This window comes from Novosphingobium sp. CF614 (assembly GCF_900113255.1).
In the GTDB taxonomy this organism is placed as follows: domain Bacteria; phylum Pseudomonadota; class Alphaproteobacteria; order Sphingomonadales; family Sphingomonadaceae; genus Novosphingobium.
Map to the genome: position 1 here is coordinate 38623 of NZ_FOOR01000012.1, position 21402 is coordinate 60024.

Sequence of the window (21402 nt, forward strand, 5' to 3'; positions counted from 1 at the left end):
GGCTTCCTCACGGCGCCCGGGCCGCCTCAGTCGACGTCCTCGACCTCCACCTTCTCGCCCGTCACCCGCTGCGAGAGCGCGGCGGCCATGAAGGGATCGAGTTCGCCGTCCAGCACGTCGTCGGGCGAGGTCGACACCACGCCGGTGCGCAGATCCTTCACCTGCTGGTAGGGCTGCAGCACATAGGAGCGGATCTGGTGGCCCCAGCCGATGTCGGACTTCGACGCATGCTCGGCACTCGCCGCTTCCTCGCGCTTGCGCATCTCTTCCTCGAACAGCCGGGCCTTGAGCATGCCCATCGCGATTTCGCGGTTCTTGTGCTGCGAACGGTCGATCTGGCTGGCGACGACGATGCCGCTGGGCTGGTGCGTGATGCGCACCGCCGAATCGGTGGTGTTGACGTGCTGTCCGCCGGCCCCGGAAGCCCGGTAGGTATCGATCTTGAGGTCGGCCGGATTGATGTCGATCTCGAAGCTGTCGTCGATCACCGGGTAGACCCAGACGCTGGAGAAGCTGGTGTGCCGGCGTGCCGAGCTGTCGTAGGGGCTGATGCGGACCAGGCGGTGCACGCCGCTTTCGGTCTTGGCGTAGCCGTAAGCGTTCTCTCCCTTGATAAGGAGAGTGCAGCTCTTGATGCCGGCGGCCTCGCCCGCGTGGTAGTCGACCATTTCGACTTTGTAGCCCTTGCGCTCGGCCCAGCGGGTATACATGCGCTGGAGCATCTCGGCCCAGTCCTGGCTTTCGGTGCCGCCGGCCCCGGCATGGACTTCAAGGTAGGTGTCGTTGGCGTCGGCCTCGCCGGCGAGCAGCGCCTGGACCTTGTCGGCATCGGCCCGGTCGGCAAGCGCGGCGAGCGTGGCCAGCCCCTCGTTGACGGTGTCCTCGTCCCCTTCCATCTCGCCCAGTTCGACGAACTCGACGGCGTCCGCCATTTCCTGGCTGATCGAATTGACCGCGCCGATCGAGGCCTCGAGCCGGCGGCGTTCCTTCATGACCGCTTCGGCTTCCTTGGGTTTCTCCCACAGTGTGGGGTCTTCGACGCGCGCGTTCAGTTCGTCGAACCGGCGCAACGCGCGGTCCCAGTCGAGGAACTTGCGGACCAGCGCAAGGGCCTTTTCGATACGCACGATGTGGGCCTGCCCTTCGGCACGCATGACGAAAACTCCAACGAAACAGCGGCCGCATCGATTAACGCGGCGACCTCGATTGTAAAGGGACCAGGCGAAATGGACTTCGCGCGGGAAACGACGCCCTTACCCGGCAAGGCCAGGAAGATTCAAGGGCGGCGTGACGTCAGCGCTTGGTCGCGAGTTTCCTCACCGCCGCCAGCGTCAGCTTCACGTGGTCACGGTAATCGAGGTCGGAATGGACCATGGTGATGATCCCGTCCCGCCCGATCACGTAGCTGGTGCGGTCGGTGAAACCCGAAGGCATCCCCGGACGACTGAGCGCGACGTCATAGCCCTTGATGATGACCGGCGAGGCCACGCCGACGGCGAACTTGCTGCGGCAGGCCTCGGTCGAGAATTTCTGAAGCGTCGGCAGGTCGTCCGCCGACATGCCGATCACCGTGGCGCCCAGCGCGGCGAATTCGTCCGCCGCGTCGGCAAACGCGTGCGCCTCAAGCGTGCAGCCCTGGGTAAAGGCCTTGGGATAGAAATAAAGCACCACCGGGCCGCGCCGCAGGGCCCGCTGCAAGCTGAAACGCATCGCCTTGCCGCCGAGCGCCACCGACGTGCGAAACATCGGCGCCTTGGTTCCCACCGGCAGTTCGGCGAAACCCGCCGTCGGCAGCGACAGCGCGACCAGCGCGATCATCGGGGCAAGCAGCTTGTGCATCAGCGCTGTCTGGACCGGCCGAAAACGATTGTCCAGCCGGGACGGACACTTACCCGCCGAACGCTACTCGATGTAGCCGAGCACCGTGCCGACTTCATAGGTTTCGCCGGTTTTCGCGACGATCTTGAGCGTCCCGCTGGCGGGCGCTTCCACTTCGTTGGTCGACTTGTCGGCCTCGAGCGAGAACAGCGGCTGGCCCTCCGTCACTTGCTCGCCGTCCTTGGCGAGCCACTCGGCGACCTGGCCCTCGTTCATCGAGAAGCCGATTTTCGGGAGCAGGATTTCAACGGCCATGGTTCTTAGAATCCTCCAATGATCGCCCGGCGCCATGGCTGGAAACAGCGGCGCCGCGGTTCGAAAGCCCTTGCTGACTAGCGCATACGCAGCGCCTGACAAGCCCCATGCGCGAGGATTCCGATGGAGCGCAGCGCATCGGCCTAGGCCGTCGTCACCTGAGCATCCGGACCGCCGTTCCGCGCGCGGCGCAATCTCCGGATCGTTCGCCCCGTCACACCCGCATCGGCATCAGCACGTAGAGCGCGGGGCTCTTCTCATCCTGGCGGATGAGCGTGGGCGCGCCGGCGTCGGCCAGGTGCATTTCCACCGTATCGCCATCGATCTGGCCGAGAATGTCCTTGAGATAGTTCGCGTTGAAGCCGATCTCGAAACCTTCCGAGCCATATTGCGCCGGCACTTCCTCCGCCGCGGTGCCGTTGTCGGGCGAGGTGACCGAGAGCGTCACCTTGTCGTTTTCCAGCGACATCTTCACCGCCCGGGTCTTTTCGGTGGCGATCGTCGCCACGCGGTCCACGCCCTGGAAGAACGTGCGCGGATCGACCTTGAGCAGCTTGTCGTTGCCGGTGGGAATGACGCGGGTGTAGTCCGGGAACGTGCCGTCGATCAGCTTGCTGGTGAGCACGACGCCGTTCTCCCCGCCCAGCGTGAAGCGGATCTTGCTCGCCGAAAGATCGACCAGCACGTTGGTGTCGAGCGCTTCTTCCAGCAGCTTGCGCAGTTCGGCGACGCACTTCCTCGGCACGATCACGTCGGGCATGCCCTGCGCGCCTTCGGGACGCGGCAGGGTGAACCGCGCGAGGCGGTGCCCGTCGGTGGCCGCCGCCTTCAGCTCGTCGTCCGAGACGTGCAGGAAGATGCCGTTGAGATAATAGCGCGTCTCCTCGGTCGAGATCGCGAAGCGGGTACGGTCGATCAACTGGGCCAGCGTGGCGGCCGGAATCTCGAACGAGGTCGGCAGTTCGCCTTCGGCGATCACGGGAAAATCGTCACGCGGCAGGGTCGGCAGCTGGAAGCGGCTGCGGCCCGCCTTCACCACCATGCGGTTGTCGGCGGAATCGAAGCTGACCTGGCTGCCTTCGGGCAGCTTGCGGGCAATGTCGAACAGCAGGTGCGCCGATACCGTGATCGCGCCGGCCTGGTCGACCGAGACCGCGCTCATCTTCTCCACGACCTGCAAGTCCAGGTCGGTCGCCATGATCCTTACGGAACCGCCGGCCGACGCTTCGATCAGCACGTTCGAGAGAATGGGAATGGTATTGCGCCGCTCGACCACGGACTGCACGTGGGACAGGCACCGCAGCAGCGTTGAACGTTCGATGGTGGCCTTCATGACAGCCTCAGGTCCCCCTTGATAGGCCTAGGGATATACACGATCCCGAATTTCAGGACGAATATCTCTAGCGTGCGAAAGGCATGCGGCAAGCGCGTTGTGCGCGGAAATCCGCGAATCTGGGGATAACACCGGGTTTGGTGCATTGTCCCAAGCAGCCGCCGCCGGGGTCTCGCGCCGAGTCCCGCCTCAGACCATCACCATGCCGCCATTGACGTGGATCGTCTGGCCGGTGACATAGCCGGCTTCCTTGCTCGCCAGGAACACGGCGGCAGCGGCGATGTCCTCTCCCTCGCCCATGCGGCCCATGGGAATCCTGGCGTTGAGCGCCTCTTTCTGCGCATCGGGGAGCCCGTCGGTCATCGCGGTGCGGATGAAGCCGGGGGCGACGCAGTTGACGGTCACGCCCCGGCTGGCGAGTTCCTGCGCCAGGCTCTTGCTCATCGCGGTGATCCCGCCCTTGGCCGCGCAGTAGTTCACCTGCCCCGGATTGCCGGTGGTCCCGACGATCGAGGTGACGTTGATGATGCGGCCGAAGCGCGCCTTCATCATCGGCTTGGTCGCCGCGCGCATCAGGCGGAAAGTGGATTCCAGGTTCACCCGGATCACCGCGTCCCACTCCTCGTCCTTCATGCGCATCGCCAGGTTGTCGCGCGTGATGCCGGCGTTGTTGACGAGGATATCGAGCTTGCCGAGCGATTCGAGCGCGGCCGGCACCAGCTTTTCCACCTGCCCGGCGTCCGCAAGATCGCAGGCGATGGCGACGTGATCGACTTCCTGGAGATGCTGCGGGGTATGTTCGTCCAGTTCGTCCCGGAACACGCGCAGCTTGTCCCCATTCGAACCCGAAATCGCCAACCGCGCGCCCCGCGCCGCCAGAGCGCGGGCGATCGCGGAGCCGATCCCCCCGCTGGCGCCGGTCACCAGGGCAGTCATTCCGTGCAGGTCGAACATCTGTTTACTCCGTAATTTCGGGATCACGCAGAGACGCAGAGACGCGGAGAGTCAATCCGGAGAGCGATAGTCATTCACGACTCGCCGGATGCCTTCCTTCATTGTAGCGCCAGCAAAATTGAGGAGCAGCCCCACCGGTTGACGGGTCAAACGCAAGTAAGTCAGCAATTGCTTGCCATGGGCCTTGCTCAATTGCTCGACGGACTTGATTTCGACGATTAGCCGATCATCGACAAGCACATCGATCCGAAATGCGCCCGGGAACCGCATACCATCGAAATCGATGTCGATCGGCTTCTGCCGATCGACCTTGTAGCCCATGCGCTGCAAACTGGCCGCCAGGACGAGTTCATAGACGCTTTCCAGCAAGCCTGGTCCCAGTTCGCGATGAATGCGAATGGATGCATCGACGACATCGGCACTGACATGATCTATCGGTTTCACGGGATCACCTCCGCGTCTCTGCGTCTCTGCGTGCAAATCTTTCCTAAAGCCCCTTCGCCAGTTCCTCGATCTCGGCCATGGTCGCGGCGGAGGTTACTTCCACCTCGCTTACCGAGCGCTTTATCATCGGGCCGACGACCTTGCCGCCCAGTTCCACGAAGCGCTCCACGCCCGCCTCGTGCATGGCGATCGCGCTTTCGCGCCAGCGCACGCGGCCGGTGACTTGTTCCACCAGCAGGCGCCGCACTTCGGCCGGATCGGAAACCGCGCCGGCCGTCACGTTCGCGAAGAGCGTCACGCGCAGGGTCCCCGGGCCGGTCCTGTCCAGCGCCTCCGCCATGGCGTCGGCGGCGGGCTGCATCAGCGGGCAGTGGAACGGCGCGGAGACCGGCAGCAGCATGCCGCGCTTGATGCCGTGCTCCTTGACCAGGGCGACGGCGCGCTCGATCGCCTCCCGGTGGCCGGAGAGGACCACCTGGCCGGGATCGTTGTCGTTGGCGACGGTGCAGACCTGCCCTTGCGCGGCCGCTGCGGCCAGCGCGGCGGCCTTCTCGATATCGGCGCCCAGCAGCGCGGCCATGGCGCCCACGCCCACCGGCACGGCGGCCTGCATGGACTGGCCGCGCAGCTTGAGCAGACGCGCGGTATCGGCAAGGCTGAAGGCGCCGGCGGCGCACAGCGCGGTATATTCGCCCAGCGAATGCCCGGCGACGAAGTCCGCCTTGTCGGCAAGCGCAATGCCGCCTTCCCTTTCCAGCACGCGCAGCACCGCGATGGCATTGGCCATGATCGCGGGCTGGGCATTCTCTGTAAGGGTAAGCTGGTCTTCGGGCCCTTCGGCCATGATCCGGAACAGGTTCTGGCCGAGAGCCTCGTCGACTTCCTGGAACACCTCGCGGGCGATGGGGCTGGCGGCGGCCAGGTCCGCGCCCATGCCGACCTTCTGGCTGCCCTGCCCGGGAAAAACGAATGCACGCATTAGGCGACCGCTCCATGTTGTCCGGCAGACTGTTGCGCTGCCGCTTGCGAATCGGGTGTGGCGCGGCGGGTTATTGCCCTTGGTGCGCCTCCGCAAGCCCGAAAGGCACAATCCTGTTGGCGGCGTCGTGCCCGATATCCGCTTCGCCCAGGAAGGGAATGGCGTGGCGTTCGCACCAGTAGCGGGCGATTTCCACCGCCGTCGCGCCGAAGGGACGGTCGTTCTCGGGCACGTCGCTGACGCGGCCGAGCCGCAGGCCGGCGATGCCGCCCAGGTGCGCGGTGACGTGGAAGAACAGCCGATCGACCGCGTAGAGGTATTCCGAGACTTCCTCCACCATGACCACGTGGCCGGCCAGGCCCGGCATCAGCCGCGTGCCGCACAGCATGGCGAGCGTCATCAGGTTGAAGGCGGCGACCGGGTGGCGTTCGGCGGCAAGCGAGGGTTCCAGGCCGGATCGCCCGCCGGTGAGATAGGCCAGCGTGCGGCGCACCGCGTCCTCCCCGCCCTCGCGGCGGATATCGGCGAGCATGGGCGCGTGGACCTGCCTGCCGATGCGTTCGCGGTAAAGGCCGCCGAGCAGGTAGCCGCCATCGGAGTAGCCGATAAAGGTCTTGCCCTGCGCCGCGTGCGTGAAGCGCGCCAGCGCGGCCTCGGCGATGCGGCAGGCGCCATAGCCGCCGCGCGCGAACCACACCGCGTCGAACGCGGGATCGTTGGCGCATTCGGCCAGGGCATCGGCCCGCATCGCGTCGCTGCCGGCGAAGTGGCCTGCCACCGCGAAGCACTGTTCGTGGATCACAAGCTCGATCCCGGGGAATTCGGCGGCGGCGAGCGCCAGCACCCGGTCCGCGTCCGCGCGGACGATCGAGGTCGAAGGGGCACAGACGGCGATACGCTTCATCCCTTTCACCTACCCCCACTCGTCCTTCCCGCGAAAGCGCGGAATTCGCTTATCCACGGCGGATGGAACCGCGGCGATCCCGACCGAGCCGAAACGCGGCGTCGAGGAATCCGTAAATTGGTTATTGGCCAACGATGAGAAAGAACCCTCGCCCCTCCGGAACACGGCGAGTTCCCTGTATATAACCTAAATGGTTATAATTGTCAATAGACATGTCCGTATTGGACAGGGCAAGCGCCGATGCGCCGATCTTGTCCTTCATCGTCACCCTGAACTTGTTTCAGGGTGACGAGCTTGGAGAGAATCGCCATCTGCGATTGCCCTACCGGACTGGGTCAGCCTCTCAGCGATGCGTGAGAACGCCTCTGCGTGATTCCACCGCCGCCCTGCCGCAGCCACACGAAATCCACAGGCGATTGCCTGGACCATCGCGGCCGTGACGGTTGTATTTGGCCAAGACCGCGCATACCCATCGATCGCCATGACCGACGCCCCCGCCCTCACCGCCCATCCCTGGTTCTTCTGCGGCATCGGCGGTTCCGGCATGCTGCCGCTGGCGCTGATCCTCAAGGGACAGGGCGCCGAGGTCGCGGGGTCGGACCGCAGCCGCGACCAGGGCCGCACGCCCGGGAAGTTCGCCTGGCTGGAAAGCCTGGGCTTCGGCCTGTTCCCGCAGGACGGCAGCGGCATCGTCTCGGCCGGGCAGACGCTGGTCGCCTCGGCGGCGGTGGAGGATAGCGTGCCCGAAGTGGTGCGCGCCGGGGAACTGGGCTGCCCGCGCATGAGCCGGGCGGAACTGCTCGCCGCGCTGTTCAACGCCGCGCCGTTCGGCATCGCCATCGGCGGCACTTCCGGCAAGTCGACCGTCACCGGCATGACCGGCTGGATCATGACCAGCACCGGCCGCGATCCCACGATCATGAACGGCGCGGTGATGAAGAACTTCGCCACGCCCGACGCGCCTTTCGCCAGCGCGCGGGTGGGCCGGGGCCAGGCCTTCGTTTCCGAGGTGGACGAAAGCGACGGGTCGATCGCGCTCTATCGGCCCAAGGTGGCGGTGCTCGGCAATGTCAGCCTCGATCACAAGAGCCTGGAGGAATTGCGCCAGCTTTTCGGCGACTTCCTGGAACGGGCGGAAGTGAGCGCGATCAATCTGGACGATGCCGAATCCGCCGCCCTGGCATCGCGGGCGCGCGCGCTGGTGACGTTCGGCATCACGTCGCCCGGCGCGCGGATCGGCGCGGTGGATATCGCCGAAGGCCCGGCTTCGCTCACCGCCACGATCCTCGACCGGCGCGACGGCACCGCCCATCGCCTCGCGCTCAAAGTGCCGGGGCGCCATAACCTCTACAATGCGCTTGCCGCGATCGCCGCCGCCAGCGCGGCGGGCGTGCCGGTGACGGAGGCGGTCGCCGCGCTCGGCGGCTTTGAGGGGCTGGCACGGCGCTTCGACATCGTCGGCACCAGCCCGTCCGGGGTCACGGTGATCGACGATTTCGGCCATAACCCCGACAAAGTCTCCGCAACCCTATCCACGCTCAAGGCGCATCCCGGCCGGGTGATCGCCTTCTTCCAGCCGCACGGCTACGGCCCCTTGCGGCAGATGGGCGCGGAGCTGGCCGAAGTCTTCGCGCGGCTGCTCGGCCCCGACGACGTGACGATCCTGTGCGATCCGGTCTATTTCGGCGGGACCGTGGATCGCAGCGAGGGCAGCGAGCGGATCGTGCGGCTGATCCGCGAGGCGGGCGGCAAGGCCGAATACATCCCCTTGCGCGAGGATTGCGCGGCGCGGATCGCCGCGATCGCCCGCCCCGGCGACCGCATCGTGGTGATGGGCGCGCGCGACGATACGCTGAGCGCGTTCGCCTGCGAACTGCTCGCACTCGCATCGTGCTGACCATCCGCTTTCCATAGACCCCGCAAAGGTCCCCAGTCGGCAACGAACCCCGCCTTAGCGGGCGGTGGGATATTGGCCATCCAGCAACCTCAATCAGGAAGCGGATATGTCGATACCTGCGCCAAGCTCGCCGGTCTGGACCCGGCTTGCAAGCGGCGGTCTTTCCCGAATCCAGACAAGTCACCTGGGCACCCAGATGCTTATCAAGCGCCTGGAACTCAGCCCCGCGCCGCCGGCCGCGAAGGCCGCGGAGATCTATAACTATTTCGCAAAATGGGAGCGGTCCCTTGCAAATGAAGTCGCCCAGCTCGCTCGCCTCTGACGGCACGCCCGTCAATGGCCTGATGCCCGTCGATGCCGTCGCCGACCTGATCCGCGCCGGCGCCTGCCTCAGCCTCGCCGGACGCAAGGAAGCTCTCGACGCGCTGCCCGCCGGGCGGTGGATCGGCGGCACCTCGCCCTATTTCATGACCGCCGAGGGCGGCCGCATCGTGACCGGCCAGGAAGTCTTCGTTACCGATCTCGGTGCGATCGGCGACGTCTCGATCGGCATTTACGGCGCCGACGAACTGGAGCAGATCTCCGGCGAGGCGCCCGACCAGGGTTTCGCCCTGGCGGTGATCCCCGCCGGCTCGCGCTGCCATGCCGAATTCGCCAAGAACGCCGCGACCTATCCGATGGCGTTCATGCGTCCGACCGTGGGCTGGATTTCGGGCTATGACCTTGGCGAGCCGGGCGCCTCCGCCTGGGTCTATGACGGGCGCAGCGGCGCGGCCTTCGCCGATCGCGTCGTCGTCGCCCACGTCGCTTTCGGCGACGATGCCGACGCGCTGATCGAAATCGTCAACATCTTCGCCCCCGAGGGCGAGGACGTGATCCGTTTCGACGAAACCGGGTTCACGCCCCGATGGTGCACGGTAAACGGCGAACGCCGCCGCTTTGCCGATTACGTCATGGCGCGCGGCCGCCAGGCCGGCGACCTGCCGCTCGTCGGCGATTTCGCCGGGGCCCACGTCAACGCCTCGCTCAAGTCGATCGACGCCGCGGCCGGAACGGTGGAACTCTACGCTCCGGTGTTCCCGGGCGTCGACTATGCCTTCGCGGCCCCGGTCGGCGACTATGCCGGAAGCTTCCGCGAAGCGCTTTCGACCCGCTCGTTCGACGGCGCGGCATGGTCGTGCAACTGCATCCTCAACTTCCTGTTCGGCAAGCTGGAAGGTGTTGCCATCGGCGGGCTCGCCGGTCCGGTGACGTTCGGCGAAATCGCCTATCAGCTGCTCAACCAGACCATGGTGGTGGTCCGCAAGGCCTGACCCTCGCTCCCGCTCCCGTTCCCTCCCCTTCGCCGCCTCGCGGGCGGCGAAGGGGAGGGAACCGGCCTCGTTCCAAGCGGCTTCGCACTACCCGGCGGAACCACCGCGGCCGGCGATGAGAACCAACGGTTGCCGCCGACATGGTGACGATACGTAACTGAAGGCTCACGCAAAATACGCGATGTCACGCCTACAGACACGATGAAAATCAACCAAGGGAACGGCATGTCTCAAACGGCTTCTCACGACGACATCGGAGCGAAGCTCCAGTCCTTTTCGCTGGACAATGCCGACCTCGCGCGCTTCCCGGCGATCGCCCGGACGATCGCCCGGTTCGCTCCGAAGATTCTCGACAAGTTCTACGCCGGCGTCCGTGCCGACCCCGCGCGCGCGCGGTATTTCCCCTCGCGCCAGACCATGGACAGCGCCCGTTCGCGGCAGTTGAAGCACTGGACCGACTTGTTCTCCGGCTCCGTCGATCGCAGCTATCTGGACCGGGCCGAGCGCATCGGCCAGGTCCATGCCCGGATCGGCCTGGAGCCCAGTTTCTACATCGGCGCCTATGCCAGCATCCTCGCCGAGCTGATCGAGGCGGAATTGCGCGGCTCGATCGGCGGCGTGCTGGGCCAGGCGAAGGCGCGCAAGATCGGCACGCTCGTCAAGATGGCGCTGCTCGACATGGAGCTTGCCACTTCCGCCTACCTCAAGGCGCAGGATCACGGCCGGGAAGTGACGCTGGACAGCCTTTCGAAAGCGCTGGAAACCGTCGCCCAGGGCGATCTTACCGTGCAGATCGATGGCCTGCCCAAGGAATTCGAGCAGGTTCAGTTCGACTTTTCCGCCATGTGCGAATGCATCGCCCAGACGCTGGGCGCGGTCGCGCTGTCCTCCGACCAGATTCATGTCGGGGCCTCGGAAATCCGCGCCGCCAGCGACGATCTCTCGCGGCGGACCGAAAGCCAGGCCGCCGCGCTCGAGGAATCGGCCGCCGCGCTGGATCAATTGACCGCCGGCGTGCACTCCGCCGCGCAGGGCGCCGGCGAGGTGAACCGCTCGGTCGTCCAGGCCGAGGCCGAGGCGCGCGAGGGCGGCCAGGTGGTCAAGGAAGCGGTCGAGGCGATGGACGCCATCCAGAAGTCCGCGCACGATATCGGCGCCTTCGTCAACGTGATCGATGCGATCGCCTTCCAGACCAACCTGCTGGCGCTCAATGCCGGCGTCGAAGCCGCCCGCGCGGGTGACGCGGGCAAGGGCTTCGCGGTGGTCGCCAACGAAGTGCGCGCGCTCGCGCAGCGTTCGGCGGAAGCGGCGCAGAACATCAAGAACCTGATCGGCGGTTCGGTGGAGCAAGTCGAACGCGGCGTCAGCCTGGTCGGCCGGACCGGCGAAGTCTTTCGCCGCATCGTCGAGAAGGTGAGCGGGATCACCGGCCTCGCCGCCCAGATCTCCGACCTGTCGCAGACCCAGGCGGGCCAGCTCAGCCAGGTCAACGCGGCGGTGGGCGACATGGACCGCATGACGCAGCAGAACGCGGCGATGGTGGAGGAAACGACCGCCGCCGCGCGCAACCTGGCGCAGCAGGCGGAGGAACTCGCCAAGCTGGTCAAGATGTTCAGGCTCAACGGGCAACCGGAGAGCCCGGCGCTGACGGCCCGGCCGATGCCGGTTGCCGCCGCGCCCACGCGTTCGTATCAGCCCCCGGCCCGGCCCCCGGCCGCGCCGCCGCGCACCGCGGGCGCGCTCGCGCTCAAGTCCGAGCCGGTCGGGGATCCCGACAGCGACTGGTCGGAATTCTGACGCCGGCGCCCGTCAGGGCCGGCCGGGCTTCGCGCGCTTCATCTGGGCGCGCTTCATCTGGTTGCCGATCACATGGACGATGACGGCGATCACCGCGCCGATCGCCAGCCCGGCCAGCGCCGAAGCCAGCGCATAGCCAAGCCAGCCGGCGACGGCGCCGAGCGGCCCGGCCGCCTCGGCCAGGGCATGCTCGATGCCGTGCGCGAGGCGCGCGGGTTGTGGGAGGCCGAGTTCATCGAGACCGTGCAGGACGATCCCGCCGCCCACCCATAGCATCGCCAGCGTCCCGACGCTGCCCAGCGCCGCGAGCACCAGCGGCATCGCGCGCAGCAGCGCCCGGCCGGTTGCCTGCGCGCCGGCGCCGGGCTTGCGCGCAAGGTGCAGCCCCACGTCGTCCATCTTCACGATCAGCGCCACCGCGCCGTAGACGCCCACGGTGATGAGCACGCCGACCAATGCCAGCGCCGCCGCCCGCGTCAGCAGCGTGGCCTCCTCCACTTGCGCGAGCGCGATGGCCATGATCTCGGCGGAGAGGATCAGGTCGGTACGGATCGCGCCGGAAACGCGGCCGGCCTCGAAGCTGGCGGCATCCTCGATCGGATCCTCCAGGGTCTTCCCGTGCTTTTCGCCGCCGAATTTCTCGATGACTTTCTCCGCGCCTTCGAAGCAGAGATAGCAGCCGCCCAGCATCAGCACCGGAATGATCGCGGCGGGCAGCAGCGCGCTCAGCAGCAGCGCGATCGGCAGCAGGATGAGCAGCTTGTTGCGCAGGCTGCCCTTGGCGATCTTCCAGATGATCGGCAGCTCGCGGTCCGGCGTGAAGCCGGTGACGTAGCCCGGAGTCACCGCGGCATCGTCGATCACCACCCCGGCAGCCTTGGTTCCGGCCTTGGCGACGCCGGCCCCCACATCGTCGATCGAAGCGGCCGCGGCGCGGGCGATGACGGAGATATCGTCGAGAAGGGCGACAAGGCCGGAAGGCATGAAACGGCGATTCCCTGGCAAGGATGGCGGTGCGGCAGGGCATGCGGGGGAATTTTCCGGCGATCAAGCGAAAGCGCGTGAAACCAGCGGGATAGTACCCTGCACCGGCGCCGTTCCGGCCTGCCCGGATCCCGGAAATCCGCCGGATTTCGCGCATACCCTTAAACACCCCTTACCTTGGTCGTTCTCCTTCTTGTCCGAAGGGCGCCCCGATTGGCGCTCACAAGCGACTGAAAACTGGGGAATTAAGCATGTCCGTTATCAACACCAATATCAGCGCCATACGCGCTTCGAACGCCTCAATCGCCGCCAACAAGATGCTCGGTACTTCGATGGAGCGCCTGTCCACCGGCAAGCGCATCAACTCGGCCAAGGACGATGCCGCCGGCCTCGCCATCGCCACCTCGATGACCTCGCAGATCAAGGGCATGAGCCAGGGCATCCGCAACGCCAACGACGGCATCTCACTGGCCCAGACCGCCGACGGCGCGCTCTCGGAAGTCAGCAACATGCTCCAGCGCGTCCGCGAACTGGCCGTCCAGTCCTCCTCGGCCACCTACCAGGATACCGACCGCAGTGCGATGCAGTCGGAAGTCACCGCGCTGACCGAGCAGATCGACGACGTCCTCACGCAGACCAAGTTCAACGGCAACACGCTGTTCTCGACCACCTCGGGCACCGACGTCACTTTCGACATCCAGACCGGCGCCAACTCGGGCGAGACGATCACGCTGACCTCGACCGCGATCGTCGGCACCAACATCGACGCCAGCGCGCTCGACGTGTCCTCGGCCTCGACCGCTTCGACCACGATCGACAACGTCGACCTCGCCCTGGCCGACGTCAACACCGCCCGCGCTTCGCTCGGTGCCGGCCAGAACCGCCTCGAATCGGCGGTCACCAACCTGACCAGCAACGTGACGAACCTGTCGGACGCGCGTTCGCGGATCGAGGATGCCGACTACTCGCTCGAGAGCACGACGATGGCCAAGGCGCAGATCCTCTCGCAGGCTTCGACCGCGATGATCGCCCAGGCCAACCAGGCCCAGCAGAACGTGATGAGCCTGCTGAAGTAATCCCCAGCGAGACCAACCAGGTCCCGAAAGCACCCGGCGGGCATCCAGCCCGCCGGGTCAACTGCATGTTCAGAACTCGACGTCGAGTTCCTCCATCTCCTCCGGCTCGGCCTTCGCGGCGGCGATCCACTCGCGCATCGGCGCCCATTCGGCGATCGTCCGGCAATAGGCTTCGCAGGGGGCCGAAAGCGCCACCGCATAAGTGACGAAGCGAGTCGTGACCGGCGCGTACATCGCATCGGCCACCGTCGGCCTGGCGCCGAACAGGAACGGGCCGCCATACCGTTCGAGACAATCGGCCCAGATCGTTTCGATCCGCTCGATATCGGGCCGCGCGCCGGAGAAGACCGGGAACTTCTCGTGCCTGACCTTCAGGTTCATCGGCAGCGCCGAGCGCAAGTTGCTGAAGCCCGAGTGGATCTCACCCGAAATCGAACGGCTGTGGGCCCGCGCGATCGGGTCGGCCGGGAGCATCTGCGCCTCCGGAAACTGTTCGTTGAGGAACTCGGCGATGGCCAGCGTGTCCCACACGCTGGCGCCCCGGCAGGTGAGGCGCGGCACCAGCACCGAGGGCGAAAGCAGCAGCAGTTCGGCCCGGTTGGCGGCATCGTTGGGCACCTGCTGCTCGATCACGTCGAGCCCGGCCAGCTTGCACAGCAGCCAGCCCCGGAGCGACCACGCCGAATAGGTCTTGCTCGAAATCGTAAGCTGCGCCTCGACAGGGGTCTTCGCGTTCATCCACTTTTCCTCCGGCGCAGTGTTTTGCTTGCATCAGCTTATGATGCAGCGCAGCATGAATCCAGAGCCGATAGCGGACGGTGGTCGAATCGCGGTGCCGTGGCCGACGGGGAAATTGTTGCGCATGCTCTATCAGGCCTATCAGACGTACTGCGACATGATGGCGCCGGCGCGGTTCGTCGCCCGCAGCGCGACCGCCTTTCGCGATCGCTTCATGGGCGGGGCGGAAAAGATGCCGGCCGCGCGCCGCCTGTTCGCCTTGTCCGAAGTCTTCGCCAACGCGGCCGTGACGCACCGCCGCCCGCCCTATGGCATCGCCAGGGTCCTTTCCGGCAACGCCCTGGTCCCGGTGCGCGAGGAAGTGACGCTCACCCTGCCGTTCGCCGACCTGCTGCACTTCGCCAAGCCCGAAGTCACCGCGCCGCAGCCGAAGATCCTGGTCGTCGCGCCCCTTTCCGGCCACTTCGCGACGCTGCTGCGCAACACCGTCGAGACGCTGCTGCGCGACCATGACGTCTACATCACCGACTGGAAGAACGCGCGTGACATCCCGCTGCGCGCCGGCAAGTTCGGTTTCGATGAATATATCGACTATGTCATTCGTTTCTTGCAGGAAATCAGCGATCCCGAAGCTGATAGAGGCGCCCACGTGCTCGCCGTGTGCCAGCCCTGCGTGCCGGTCCTCGCCGCCGTCGCGGTCATGGCGCAGAACGACGATCCGTGCCAGCCGCGCACGATGTCCCTGCTCGGCGGCCCGATCGACACCCGCGAATCGCCCACCGTGGTCAACGAACTGGCGACCGGCCAGTCCTTTGCGTGGTTCGAGGACAACCTGATCCACGCCGTGCCCTGGCGCTACAAGGGCGCGGGGCGCAAGGTCTATCCGGGCTTCGTCCAGCTCAGCGCCTTCATGGCGATGAACGCCGGCCGCCACTTCGGCCAGTTCCGCAAGCTCTACCAGCACATCGCCGATCACGAGCAGGCGGAAGTCGCCAAGATCAAGGGCTTCTACGACGAATACCTCGCGGTGCTCGACCTCACCGCCGAGTTCTATCTCGAAACCATCGACAGGGTCTTCCAGCGCGCGCTGCTGGCCAAGGGCGAACTCGAACACAAGGGCCGGCGCGTCGATTGCTCGGCGATCCGCAAGACCGCGCTGCTGACGGTCGAGGGAGAGCGCGACGATATCTGCGCGGTCGGCCAGACGGCGGCGGCGCACCTGCTGTGCACAAGCCTGCGCCCCCACCTCAAGCGCCACCACCTGCAACCCGGCGTGGGGCACTACGGCGTGTTCGCGGGATCGAAGTGGGAAACCCAGGTCTATCCGCAAGTGCGCAACATGGTCCTGGCGATGAGCTGACGCGGCAACACGCGCGTCCTCCCGCGGGGGGCCAGGCCCCGACGGACCAAGGGCTCAGACGAACCAGGCCAGCACGGTCTCGAAGCCGTCCCCGCCGGGGATGGGGAAAGCCACCATCGACACCAGACCGGTAGCGACCGCCGATGCGGCCACCGGCCCCCCGCGCGAAGCGAGGTCCTGGACCACTTGCGGAACGCCCGTGGCGCTTGCCCGGGCGATGGCTCCGGTATCAGGTGGCAGCAGGACGTCCGCATAAGTCGCGGCCAGATCGGCGGCGCTTTCGCAATAGCCCTGCTCGAAGCGAAAACCGCCGCTCGCCCCGTCCCTGGACCATATCTCGAAACGCCCGGCGATCGGCGAGTTGCGCGCCGAAAGGAACGTCAGCACCCACGGCGCCTCGTCCAGCGGCGCGCAAGGTATGCCGACGGCGCGATTGATCCCCACCTGCCGGGCGGCATCGCCCCGCAGGAACACATCGACGCGGCCCAGGTCCGCGACCACTTCCGGCCTGCCGCTGCCCCACACCCTTCCGGGCAGGCCCGCCCCGCGCGCGAAGCGAGCCCCGCGCGAGACGATTTCGAAACTTTCCGCGCGGCCGAAATAGCCATCGATCAACCCGAGTTCCTCTTCGCCCGCCGGCAGGCTCCAGAGTTCGAGCGCCCCCACCCGGAAGCGATCGTCGCCGCAGAAGAACACGATGACCGACTTCAACCGGCCGGCGACGAAGGTCGGCACCGCCACGGCGCACGACAAGCCCTCCGTCATCGCGGCATCGCCGCGCTGGAAATAGGAATTGCGCAAATCCGTGAGCACGACCGGATGGCCAACCTTCCAGGTCCGGCCGGGCAGCCCCTCGCCATGGGCGAAGCGCATGCCCCGGCTGACCGCCGCGAAATAGTCGAGATCGCCGTAAAGTCCGCCCTCCAGGTCGATATGCCTGCCATCGGCGGTGGGCACCCACACTTCGGTCGCCCGGATGAACGGTTCCTTGCGCATCGGCCACCTTTCGCTCGCGATTCCCGCCGGTTCGCGAGGATAGGGTCGGTTTCGTCCGCCGCGCCAGCGCAAAATGAACGGCATGCCGGAAGAACGCCGGCGGCGGCCGATTCAGGCCCCCGTCCGGGAAACCGGACTCATGCCAAGGATCACGCCCGCCCCAGTCGCTCGGCCACCATGCGGGTCAGGTCGCGGCGGGCGAGCTTGTTGGAATGGAGCAGCGGCACTTCCTCGCGCGTCAGTTGGACAAAGGCGCGCGGGACCTTGTAGCTCGACAGGCGCCGGCGCAGTTCGCCCTGGATGGATTCGAAATCCAGCGCCGCGCCGTCCCGCGGCACCACCGCCGCGACCAGCAGCGCGCCGCGTTCCTTGTCCGGCAGACCGACCACATAGGCCCTGTGCACCGCGTCCAGCGACTGCATCTCCATCTCGACTTCGGCCGGCGAGACATTGGAACCGGAGACCTTTATCATGTCGCCGTCGCGACCCACGAAATGGATGCGGCGGCCCTGCGGCCGGTCCTCCACCAGGCACAAGTCGCCCGTGCGATAATAGCCATCGGCGGTGTAGTGGTCGGCATGCTCCGTCTTGTGCAATCCCATCGCGACCGGATAGCCGCGCACCTGCATCTCGCCCACCGCGCCATCGGCGACCGGCTGGTCATCCTTGCCGGCGACGCGGACTTCGAAACCGGGGCCGAAGTGATCCATCGGCGCGCAGACCGGGCGACCCGGCAGGCGGAATTCGTCGCCCCAGGAATAGGGCCCCAGCGTCTCGCTCATGCCCAGGCCCCACCAGGGTCCTGGTCCTTTCAGCGCCGCGAGTTCCTCCTCGGCGAGCACCCCGCCCATGGCGAGGCGGCCGTTGTTGAGCGTGCGTTCGCTGCACACGACAACCGAACCGGCCTCCAGCGCGGGCATCAGGAATACCATCAAGCCGCCGACCCAGAACATCGGCAGCGTGCACGATATCCGCTCGCCCGGCACGTAGCCCATCATTTCGCGCATGGTATGGCAGCGGAACAGGACCGCGCCGTGATTGTGCCGCACGCCCTTGGGCAAGGCCATCGATCCCGAGGTATATATCTCCACCATCTGGTCGGCGGTGTGCACTTCGGCCTCGATCTCGCGCAGCAGGTCGTCGTCCACCGAGGCGGCGGCGTCGGTCAGGAACGTCATCGGCGCCACGCAAGACGGCAGGTCTTCGCCGGTCGAAACGATCCAGCGCAAGTACGGCGCGCGCGCGACGCGAAGCGAGCCGCTTTCCTGCCCTTGCAGTTCGGGCAGCGCCTCCAGGATGCGCTCGACATAGTCCTTGCCCAGCATCGAGCGGTTCATCACCAGCCCGTGCACGTCCGACTGGCGCAGCACGCGCACCATCTCGCCCGCGCGGATCATCGTGCTGATCGGCACCGCCACCGCGCCGATCCGGCTGATCGCCGCCAGCATCACCACGAAGCCCGGGCCGTTGCCGTGAATGAAGCCGATCCGCGCGCCCTTCCCGATCCCGCGCGCGAGAAGGCCGCGCGCGATCAGCGCCGAGCGTTCGTCCCATTCGCGGAAGGTGATCGATTCGACCGCGCGCTCGCCATCCTCCAGCAGCACCGCGACCGCATCGCCATATGCCGTGGCGGCGGCGCGCACGAACCGCGGAAATGTCCTGGCCGAGCCCGGTATGCCCTGCCCCGCCGTATCGCTGGCCCCCGCCATGCCGCTAGCCCCCGCCATACCGCTACCCAATGTCCGTCATCCTCTGTGTCGGGCGGCCAACCGAGGTGAAGCGCCCGTGTTTCTCCGCGATCCTGCAATGCGCGGACGGACAGGACAAGTGTCGATCGACAGGGCAAGCCCATGCGTGATCGCTGTGAATGATGTTTCGCGGCGTTGGGTAGCCTGGGGGTAGCCTGGGGGTAGCCCGGCCTATCCGGGTTTCGACGGCATGCGCGGACCCAGGGCAGCCCGAGGGAGCATCGCCGGCCTACCGGCTCCCATGCTCCCTTCCACGGCTGGCCTGCCCCGCCTGTGAAGCGATCAGGCGTGCCGCCCCTGGCGTTCGTACATCTGCCGATAGTGCTGGACCCGCGTCGCCCGCAAGCCTGCCATCCCCTCGCGTTCGACGGCACGCTGCCATGATGCGAGTTCCTCCAGCGTCAGGCCATACCGTTCGCAGGCCTCCGCGATTGTCAGCAGTCCGCCGTTGACGGCCGCGACGACTTCGGCCTTGCGCCGCACGACCCAGCGCGAAGTGTTGGGCGGCGGCAGGCTTTCGCTGCTCAGCGCCTCGCCCAGAGGACCGATGACCGCCTTCGAGCGGCTGCGATCAGATTGAAGCATGGTTGGCCTTTCAAATTGTCGATACCAACCCCCCTTGCCGCCGGATTCTTGTCTGAAATCGTTAACGTCGGATCACTCGCAATGGTTAATTCGAAATTATGTAACTCTCCATAAGATGCTGAAAAATCTGTGTAAAAATCAGTAAGAAAAGTTTCAGATTCGTTTACGAGCGGTTTACCCTTCTTAATTACCTTCCCGGATGAACAAGTTGAGAGTCTCGGACAAGGAAATGGTTTCGGTAAGGCCGAAGGATTCTGCTTATGCGGCAGCCATGGCCCGGCATATATCCGCCGATGGCTGCCAGTTCGTCCTCGCGCGGGACAAGGTGGCGCCGGGCCAGCGCTTCCGCTTCAAGCTCGAGGGCCATGAACCGGTTGTCGGCACCGTGCGATGGGTCGTCGCGGACCGTGTCGGCTTTGCCTTCGATCGGCCGCTGGGCAGGGACAGCCAGCAGGCGTTGACCGATCACTGCCGCGTGATGCACGGGCTGGAACTGTTCCTGGCCTGATGCCAGGTTTCCCGGGAGCGAGGTTAATCTTCGCCCTTCGTCATTGCTTGCGAGGCGGCGAAGCCGTCGAAGCAATCCAGGGCGATTCGCTCCGCCTTGTTGGCGTCAGGTCTCGGTGAACGCGTAAGGCTGGGTCGTGCGCAGATAGTCGTCGGCCAGCACGTCGCGGCCGATCGGCGGCACGGCCCGCGCGGTGCAGGCGGTGCGGTGGCACAGGCGGCAGGTTACGCCGATCGGCGTCGTCGGCGCCGAAGCGGGATCGACCTTGCCCGCGTAGACAAGCCGGCCGGCCTCCTCGGCGGCGCAGGCCAGCGCCACCGCGCGAACGACTTGCGGCCGGCCGTAGCCCGTCCCGCCCCCGGTAACGGTGCGTGCGATCGAGAAGTAGCGCTCACCGCCAGGCAGTTCCAGCCACTGCGTCACGATCTCGCCAGGCCGGCGGAAAACCTGGTGGACGCTCCACAAGGGGCAGCCGCCGCCATGCGCGGCGAAGGGAAAGCCGGCGCCGTCGAGCCGCTTGGAAACATTGCCGGCCTCGTCGAGGCGGATGAAGAAGAACCCCACTCCCTCCTCGCCGGGGCGTTGCAGCGTGGTGAGGCGGTGCGCGACTTGCTCGAAGCTGGCGCCGAACAGGCTGCACAGCGCATCGATATCGTAGGCGCGCTGCTCCGCGGCCCGCGCGAACCTGCCATAAGGCATGACAATGGCCGCCGCCACATAGCCGGCGAGCGCGCGCAGCAGCAGCGTGGCGGTGGTCCGGCTTGAAAAGCTTTCGGTGCGCAAGGCCTGCTTGATCTCGGCGCGCATCGCGGTGTGCGCGATGTGCGTGGCGATCTGGAACGCGCGGCTTGCGGCATCGAGGGTATCGGCGATCAGCAGCTGCTGGTTGTGCCGGTCGAAGCGGCGCAGCGAATCGACCAGCACCTCGGGCGGCAGGAAGCGCACCCGCACGCCCCTGGCGGCCAGCCATGCCACCGCGCCGCCGCCGCCCTCGATCTCGGCGGCGAGATCCTCGGCGCGGATGTCGAGCGCGTGGAAGTAATTGCGCTGGCGGGCGAGAAAGCGCTGCGCCTCGCCCACCGGCTCGTTCTCGTCGGCGCCAGGCCCCGCCGCGCGCTGTTCGGCCAGTGCCTGCTGTTCGCGCGTATAGGCCCCGTGCAGGCGCAGCAGCGCTTCGGAGATGCCGGGAAAGCTGGTCGCCAGATCCGCGACTTCGAGCGGGGGCAGGTCGATATCGGCGAAGATCGGATCCCGCAGCATCTCGGCGAGGCGGCGGGCGTAATCCTCCCCATCGTCACCGGCGATGTCGGCGATGTCGAGCCGGTAGGTGCGCGCGAGACGCAGCAGCATGTCGGCAGTGACCGGCCGCTGGTTACGCTCCAGCAGGGCCACGTAGCTGGGCGAGATTTCCAGGTCGTCCGCCATCGCCTGCTGGGTCAGGCCCAGTTCGCGGCGCAGCCGGCGCAGGCGGGGACCGAGGTAGAGAGGGCGGTTTTCTGCCATGGCGCGCAATCTTGTCAGGACAAGACAACTTTACAAGGAAAATCTGTAAAGTTTGACAACGCGACTTCGCGGACGGTTTTGGACCGCGAAATTTTCCACTACCCCCAAGTCATCCAACAGCAATCTTCTTCCTCGCAATCTTCGTCAAGG

The 21402-nt window shown here is 66.4% G+C and carries 20 protein-coding genes; 6 read left to right on the forward strand and 14 right to left on the reverse strand.

Annotated features, from left to right (window positions below; genetic code table 11):
- Positions 1-26: 26 nt before the first annotated feature.
- The 8 genes from prfB to BM052_RS13485 form a co-directional block, all read right to left on the reverse strand.
- Entirely contained in the window at positions 27-1154 is a 1128-nt protein-coding gene (prfB, locus tag BM052_RS13450) for a peptide chain release factor 2 (RefSeq protein ID WP_091147704.1), read from the reverse strand.
- A 139-nt stretch (positions 1155-1293) separates the two neighbouring features.
- Positions 1294-1839, reverse strand: coding sequence for a peroxiredoxin (locus tag BM052_RS13455; RefSeq protein WP_091147706.1), 546 nt, complete (start codon positions 1837-1839; stop codon positions 1294-1296).
- Between the two features lie 63 nt (positions 1840-1902).
- Positions 1903-2133 (reverse strand): biotin/lipoyl-containing protein, encoded by a 231-nt coding sequence (locus tag BM052_RS13460; RefSeq protein ID WP_091147708.1) that lies wholly within the window; start codon positions 2131-2133, stop codon positions 1903-1905.
- Positions 2134-2347: 214 nt separating this feature from the next.
- Entirely contained in the window at positions 2348-3466 is a 1119-nt protein-coding gene (gene dnaN / locus BM052_RS13465; RefSeq protein WP_091147709.1) for a DNA polymerase III subunit beta, read from the reverse strand.
- Between the two features lie 189 nt (positions 3467-3655).
- Entirely contained in the window at positions 3656-4420 is a 765-nt protein-coding gene (gene fabG, locus BM052_RS13470; RefSeq protein WP_091147711.1) for a 3-oxoacyl-[acyl-carrier-protein] reductase, read from the reverse strand.
- A 51-nt stretch (positions 4421-4471) separates the two neighbouring features.
- Positions 4472-4864, reverse strand: a complete 393-nt coding sequence (locus BM052_RS13475; RefSeq protein ID WP_091147712.1) for a GxxExxY protein — start codon at positions 4862-4864, stop codon at positions 4472-4474.
- A 43-nt stretch (positions 4865-4907) separates the two neighbouring features.
- The gene (gene fabD / locus BM052_RS13480) at positions 4908-5843 is read right to left on the reverse strand and encodes an ACP S-malonyltransferase (protein WP_091147714.1); all 936 of its coding nucleotides are present in this window, start codon (positions 5841-5843) and stop codon (positions 4908-4910) included.
- Between the two features lie 70 nt (positions 5844-5913).
- The gene (locus BM052_RS13485; protein ID WP_091147715.1) at positions 5914-6747 is read right to left on the reverse strand and encodes an LD-carboxypeptidase; all 834 of its coding nucleotides are present in this window, start codon (positions 6745-6747) and stop codon (positions 5914-5916) included.
- A 481-nt stretch (positions 6748-7228) separates the two neighbouring features.
- On the opposite strand from BM052_RS13485, the gene BM052_RS13490 reads away from it, so the two are divergent.
- The 3 genes from BM052_RS13490 to BM052_RS13505 all read left to right on the forward strand — a co-directional run bounded on the left by BM052_RS13490 (position 7229) and on the right by BM052_RS13505 (position 11754).
- Positions 7229-8644, forward strand: a complete 1416-nt coding sequence (locus BM052_RS13490; protein WP_091147717.1) for a glutamate ligase domain-containing protein — start codon at positions 7229-7231, stop codon at positions 8642-8644.
- Between the two features lie 293 nt (positions 8645-8937).
- On the forward strand, positions 8938-9957 hold the full coding sequence (locus BM052_RS13500; RefSeq protein WP_091147720.1) for a DUF6976 family protein: 1020 nt from the start codon (positions 8938-8940) through the stop codon (positions 9955-9957).
- A gap of 225 nt (positions 9958-10182) precedes the next feature.
- Entirely contained in the window at positions 10183-11754 is a 1572-nt protein-coding gene (locus BM052_RS13505; RefSeq protein WP_091147791.1) for a globin-coupled sensor protein, read from the forward strand.
- Positions 11755-11766: 12 nt separating this feature from the next.
- Here the strand turns inward: BM052_RS13505 and BM052_RS13510 are convergent, their stop codons facing one another.
- Complete coding sequence (locus tag BM052_RS13510; protein ID WP_091147722.1) at positions 11767-12738, reverse strand: DUF808 domain-containing protein; 972 nt, start codon at positions 12736-12738, stop codon at positions 11767-11769.
- 251 nt (positions 12739-12989) lie between these two features.
- On the opposite strand from BM052_RS13510, the gene BM052_RS13515 reads away from it, so the two are divergent.
- Positions 12990-13814: a flagellin N-terminal helical domain-containing protein gene (locus tag BM052_RS13515; RefSeq protein WP_091147723.1), complete on the forward strand. Its 825-nt coding sequence runs from the start codon at positions 12990-12992 to the stop codon at positions 13812-13814.
- 69 nt (positions 13815-13883) lie between these two features.
- On the opposite strand, the gene BM052_RS13520 is transcribed toward BM052_RS13515, so the two are convergent.
- On the reverse strand, positions 13884-14552 hold the full coding sequence (locus BM052_RS13520) for a glutathione S-transferase (RefSeq protein WP_091147725.1): 669 nt from the start codon (positions 14550-14552) through the stop codon (positions 13884-13886).
- Positions 14553-14676: 124 nt separating this feature from the next.
- Between BM052_RS13520 and BM052_RS13525 the strand changes: the two genes are divergently transcribed.
- Positions 14677-15912, forward strand: coding sequence for a polyhydroxyalkanoate depolymerase (locus tag BM052_RS13525; RefSeq protein ID WP_091147726.1), 1236 nt, complete (start codon positions 14677-14679; stop codon positions 15910-15912).
- A gap of 54 nt (positions 15913-15966) precedes the next feature.
- Here the strand turns inward: BM052_RS13525 and BM052_RS13530 are convergent, their stop codons facing one another.
- The 3 genes from BM052_RS13530 to BM052_RS13540 all read right to left on the reverse strand — a co-directional run bounded on the left by BM052_RS13530 (position 15967) and on the right by BM052_RS13540 (position 19241).
- Positions 15967-16908, reverse strand: coding sequence for a GAF domain-containing protein (locus BM052_RS13530; protein WP_143084845.1), 942 nt, complete (start codon positions 16906-16908; stop codon positions 15967-15969).
- Positions 16909-17057: 149 nt separating this feature from the next.
- Positions 17058-18635 (reverse strand): class I adenylate-forming enzyme family protein, encoded by a 1578-nt coding sequence (locus BM052_RS13535; protein WP_091147729.1) that lies wholly within the window; start codon positions 18633-18635, stop codon positions 17058-17060.
- 303 nt (positions 18636-18938) lie between these two features.
- Positions 18939-19241, reverse strand: coding sequence for a CtrA inhibitor SciP (locus BM052_RS13540; RefSeq protein ID WP_091147731.1), 303 nt, complete (start codon positions 19239-19241; stop codon positions 18939-18941).
- A 199-nt stretch (positions 19242-19440) separates the two neighbouring features.
- Between BM052_RS13540 and BM052_RS13545 the strand changes: the two genes are divergently transcribed.
- Positions 19441-19749, forward strand: coding sequence for a PilZ domain-containing protein (locus tag BM052_RS13545; protein ID WP_091147732.1), 309 nt, complete (start codon positions 19441-19443; stop codon positions 19747-19749).
- A 105-nt stretch (positions 19750-19854) separates the two neighbouring features.
- Here BM052_RS13545 and BM052_RS13550 read toward each other — a convergent pair whose 3' ends face one another.
- Positions 19855-21252 carry a helix-turn-helix domain-containing protein gene (locus BM052_RS13550; RefSeq protein ID WP_091147734.1) on the reverse strand — a complete coding sequence of 466 codons (1398 nt, stop codon included), beginning with the start codon at positions 21250-21252 and terminating at the stop codon, positions 19855-19857.
- Between the last annotated feature and the right edge of the window lie 150 nt (positions 21253-21402).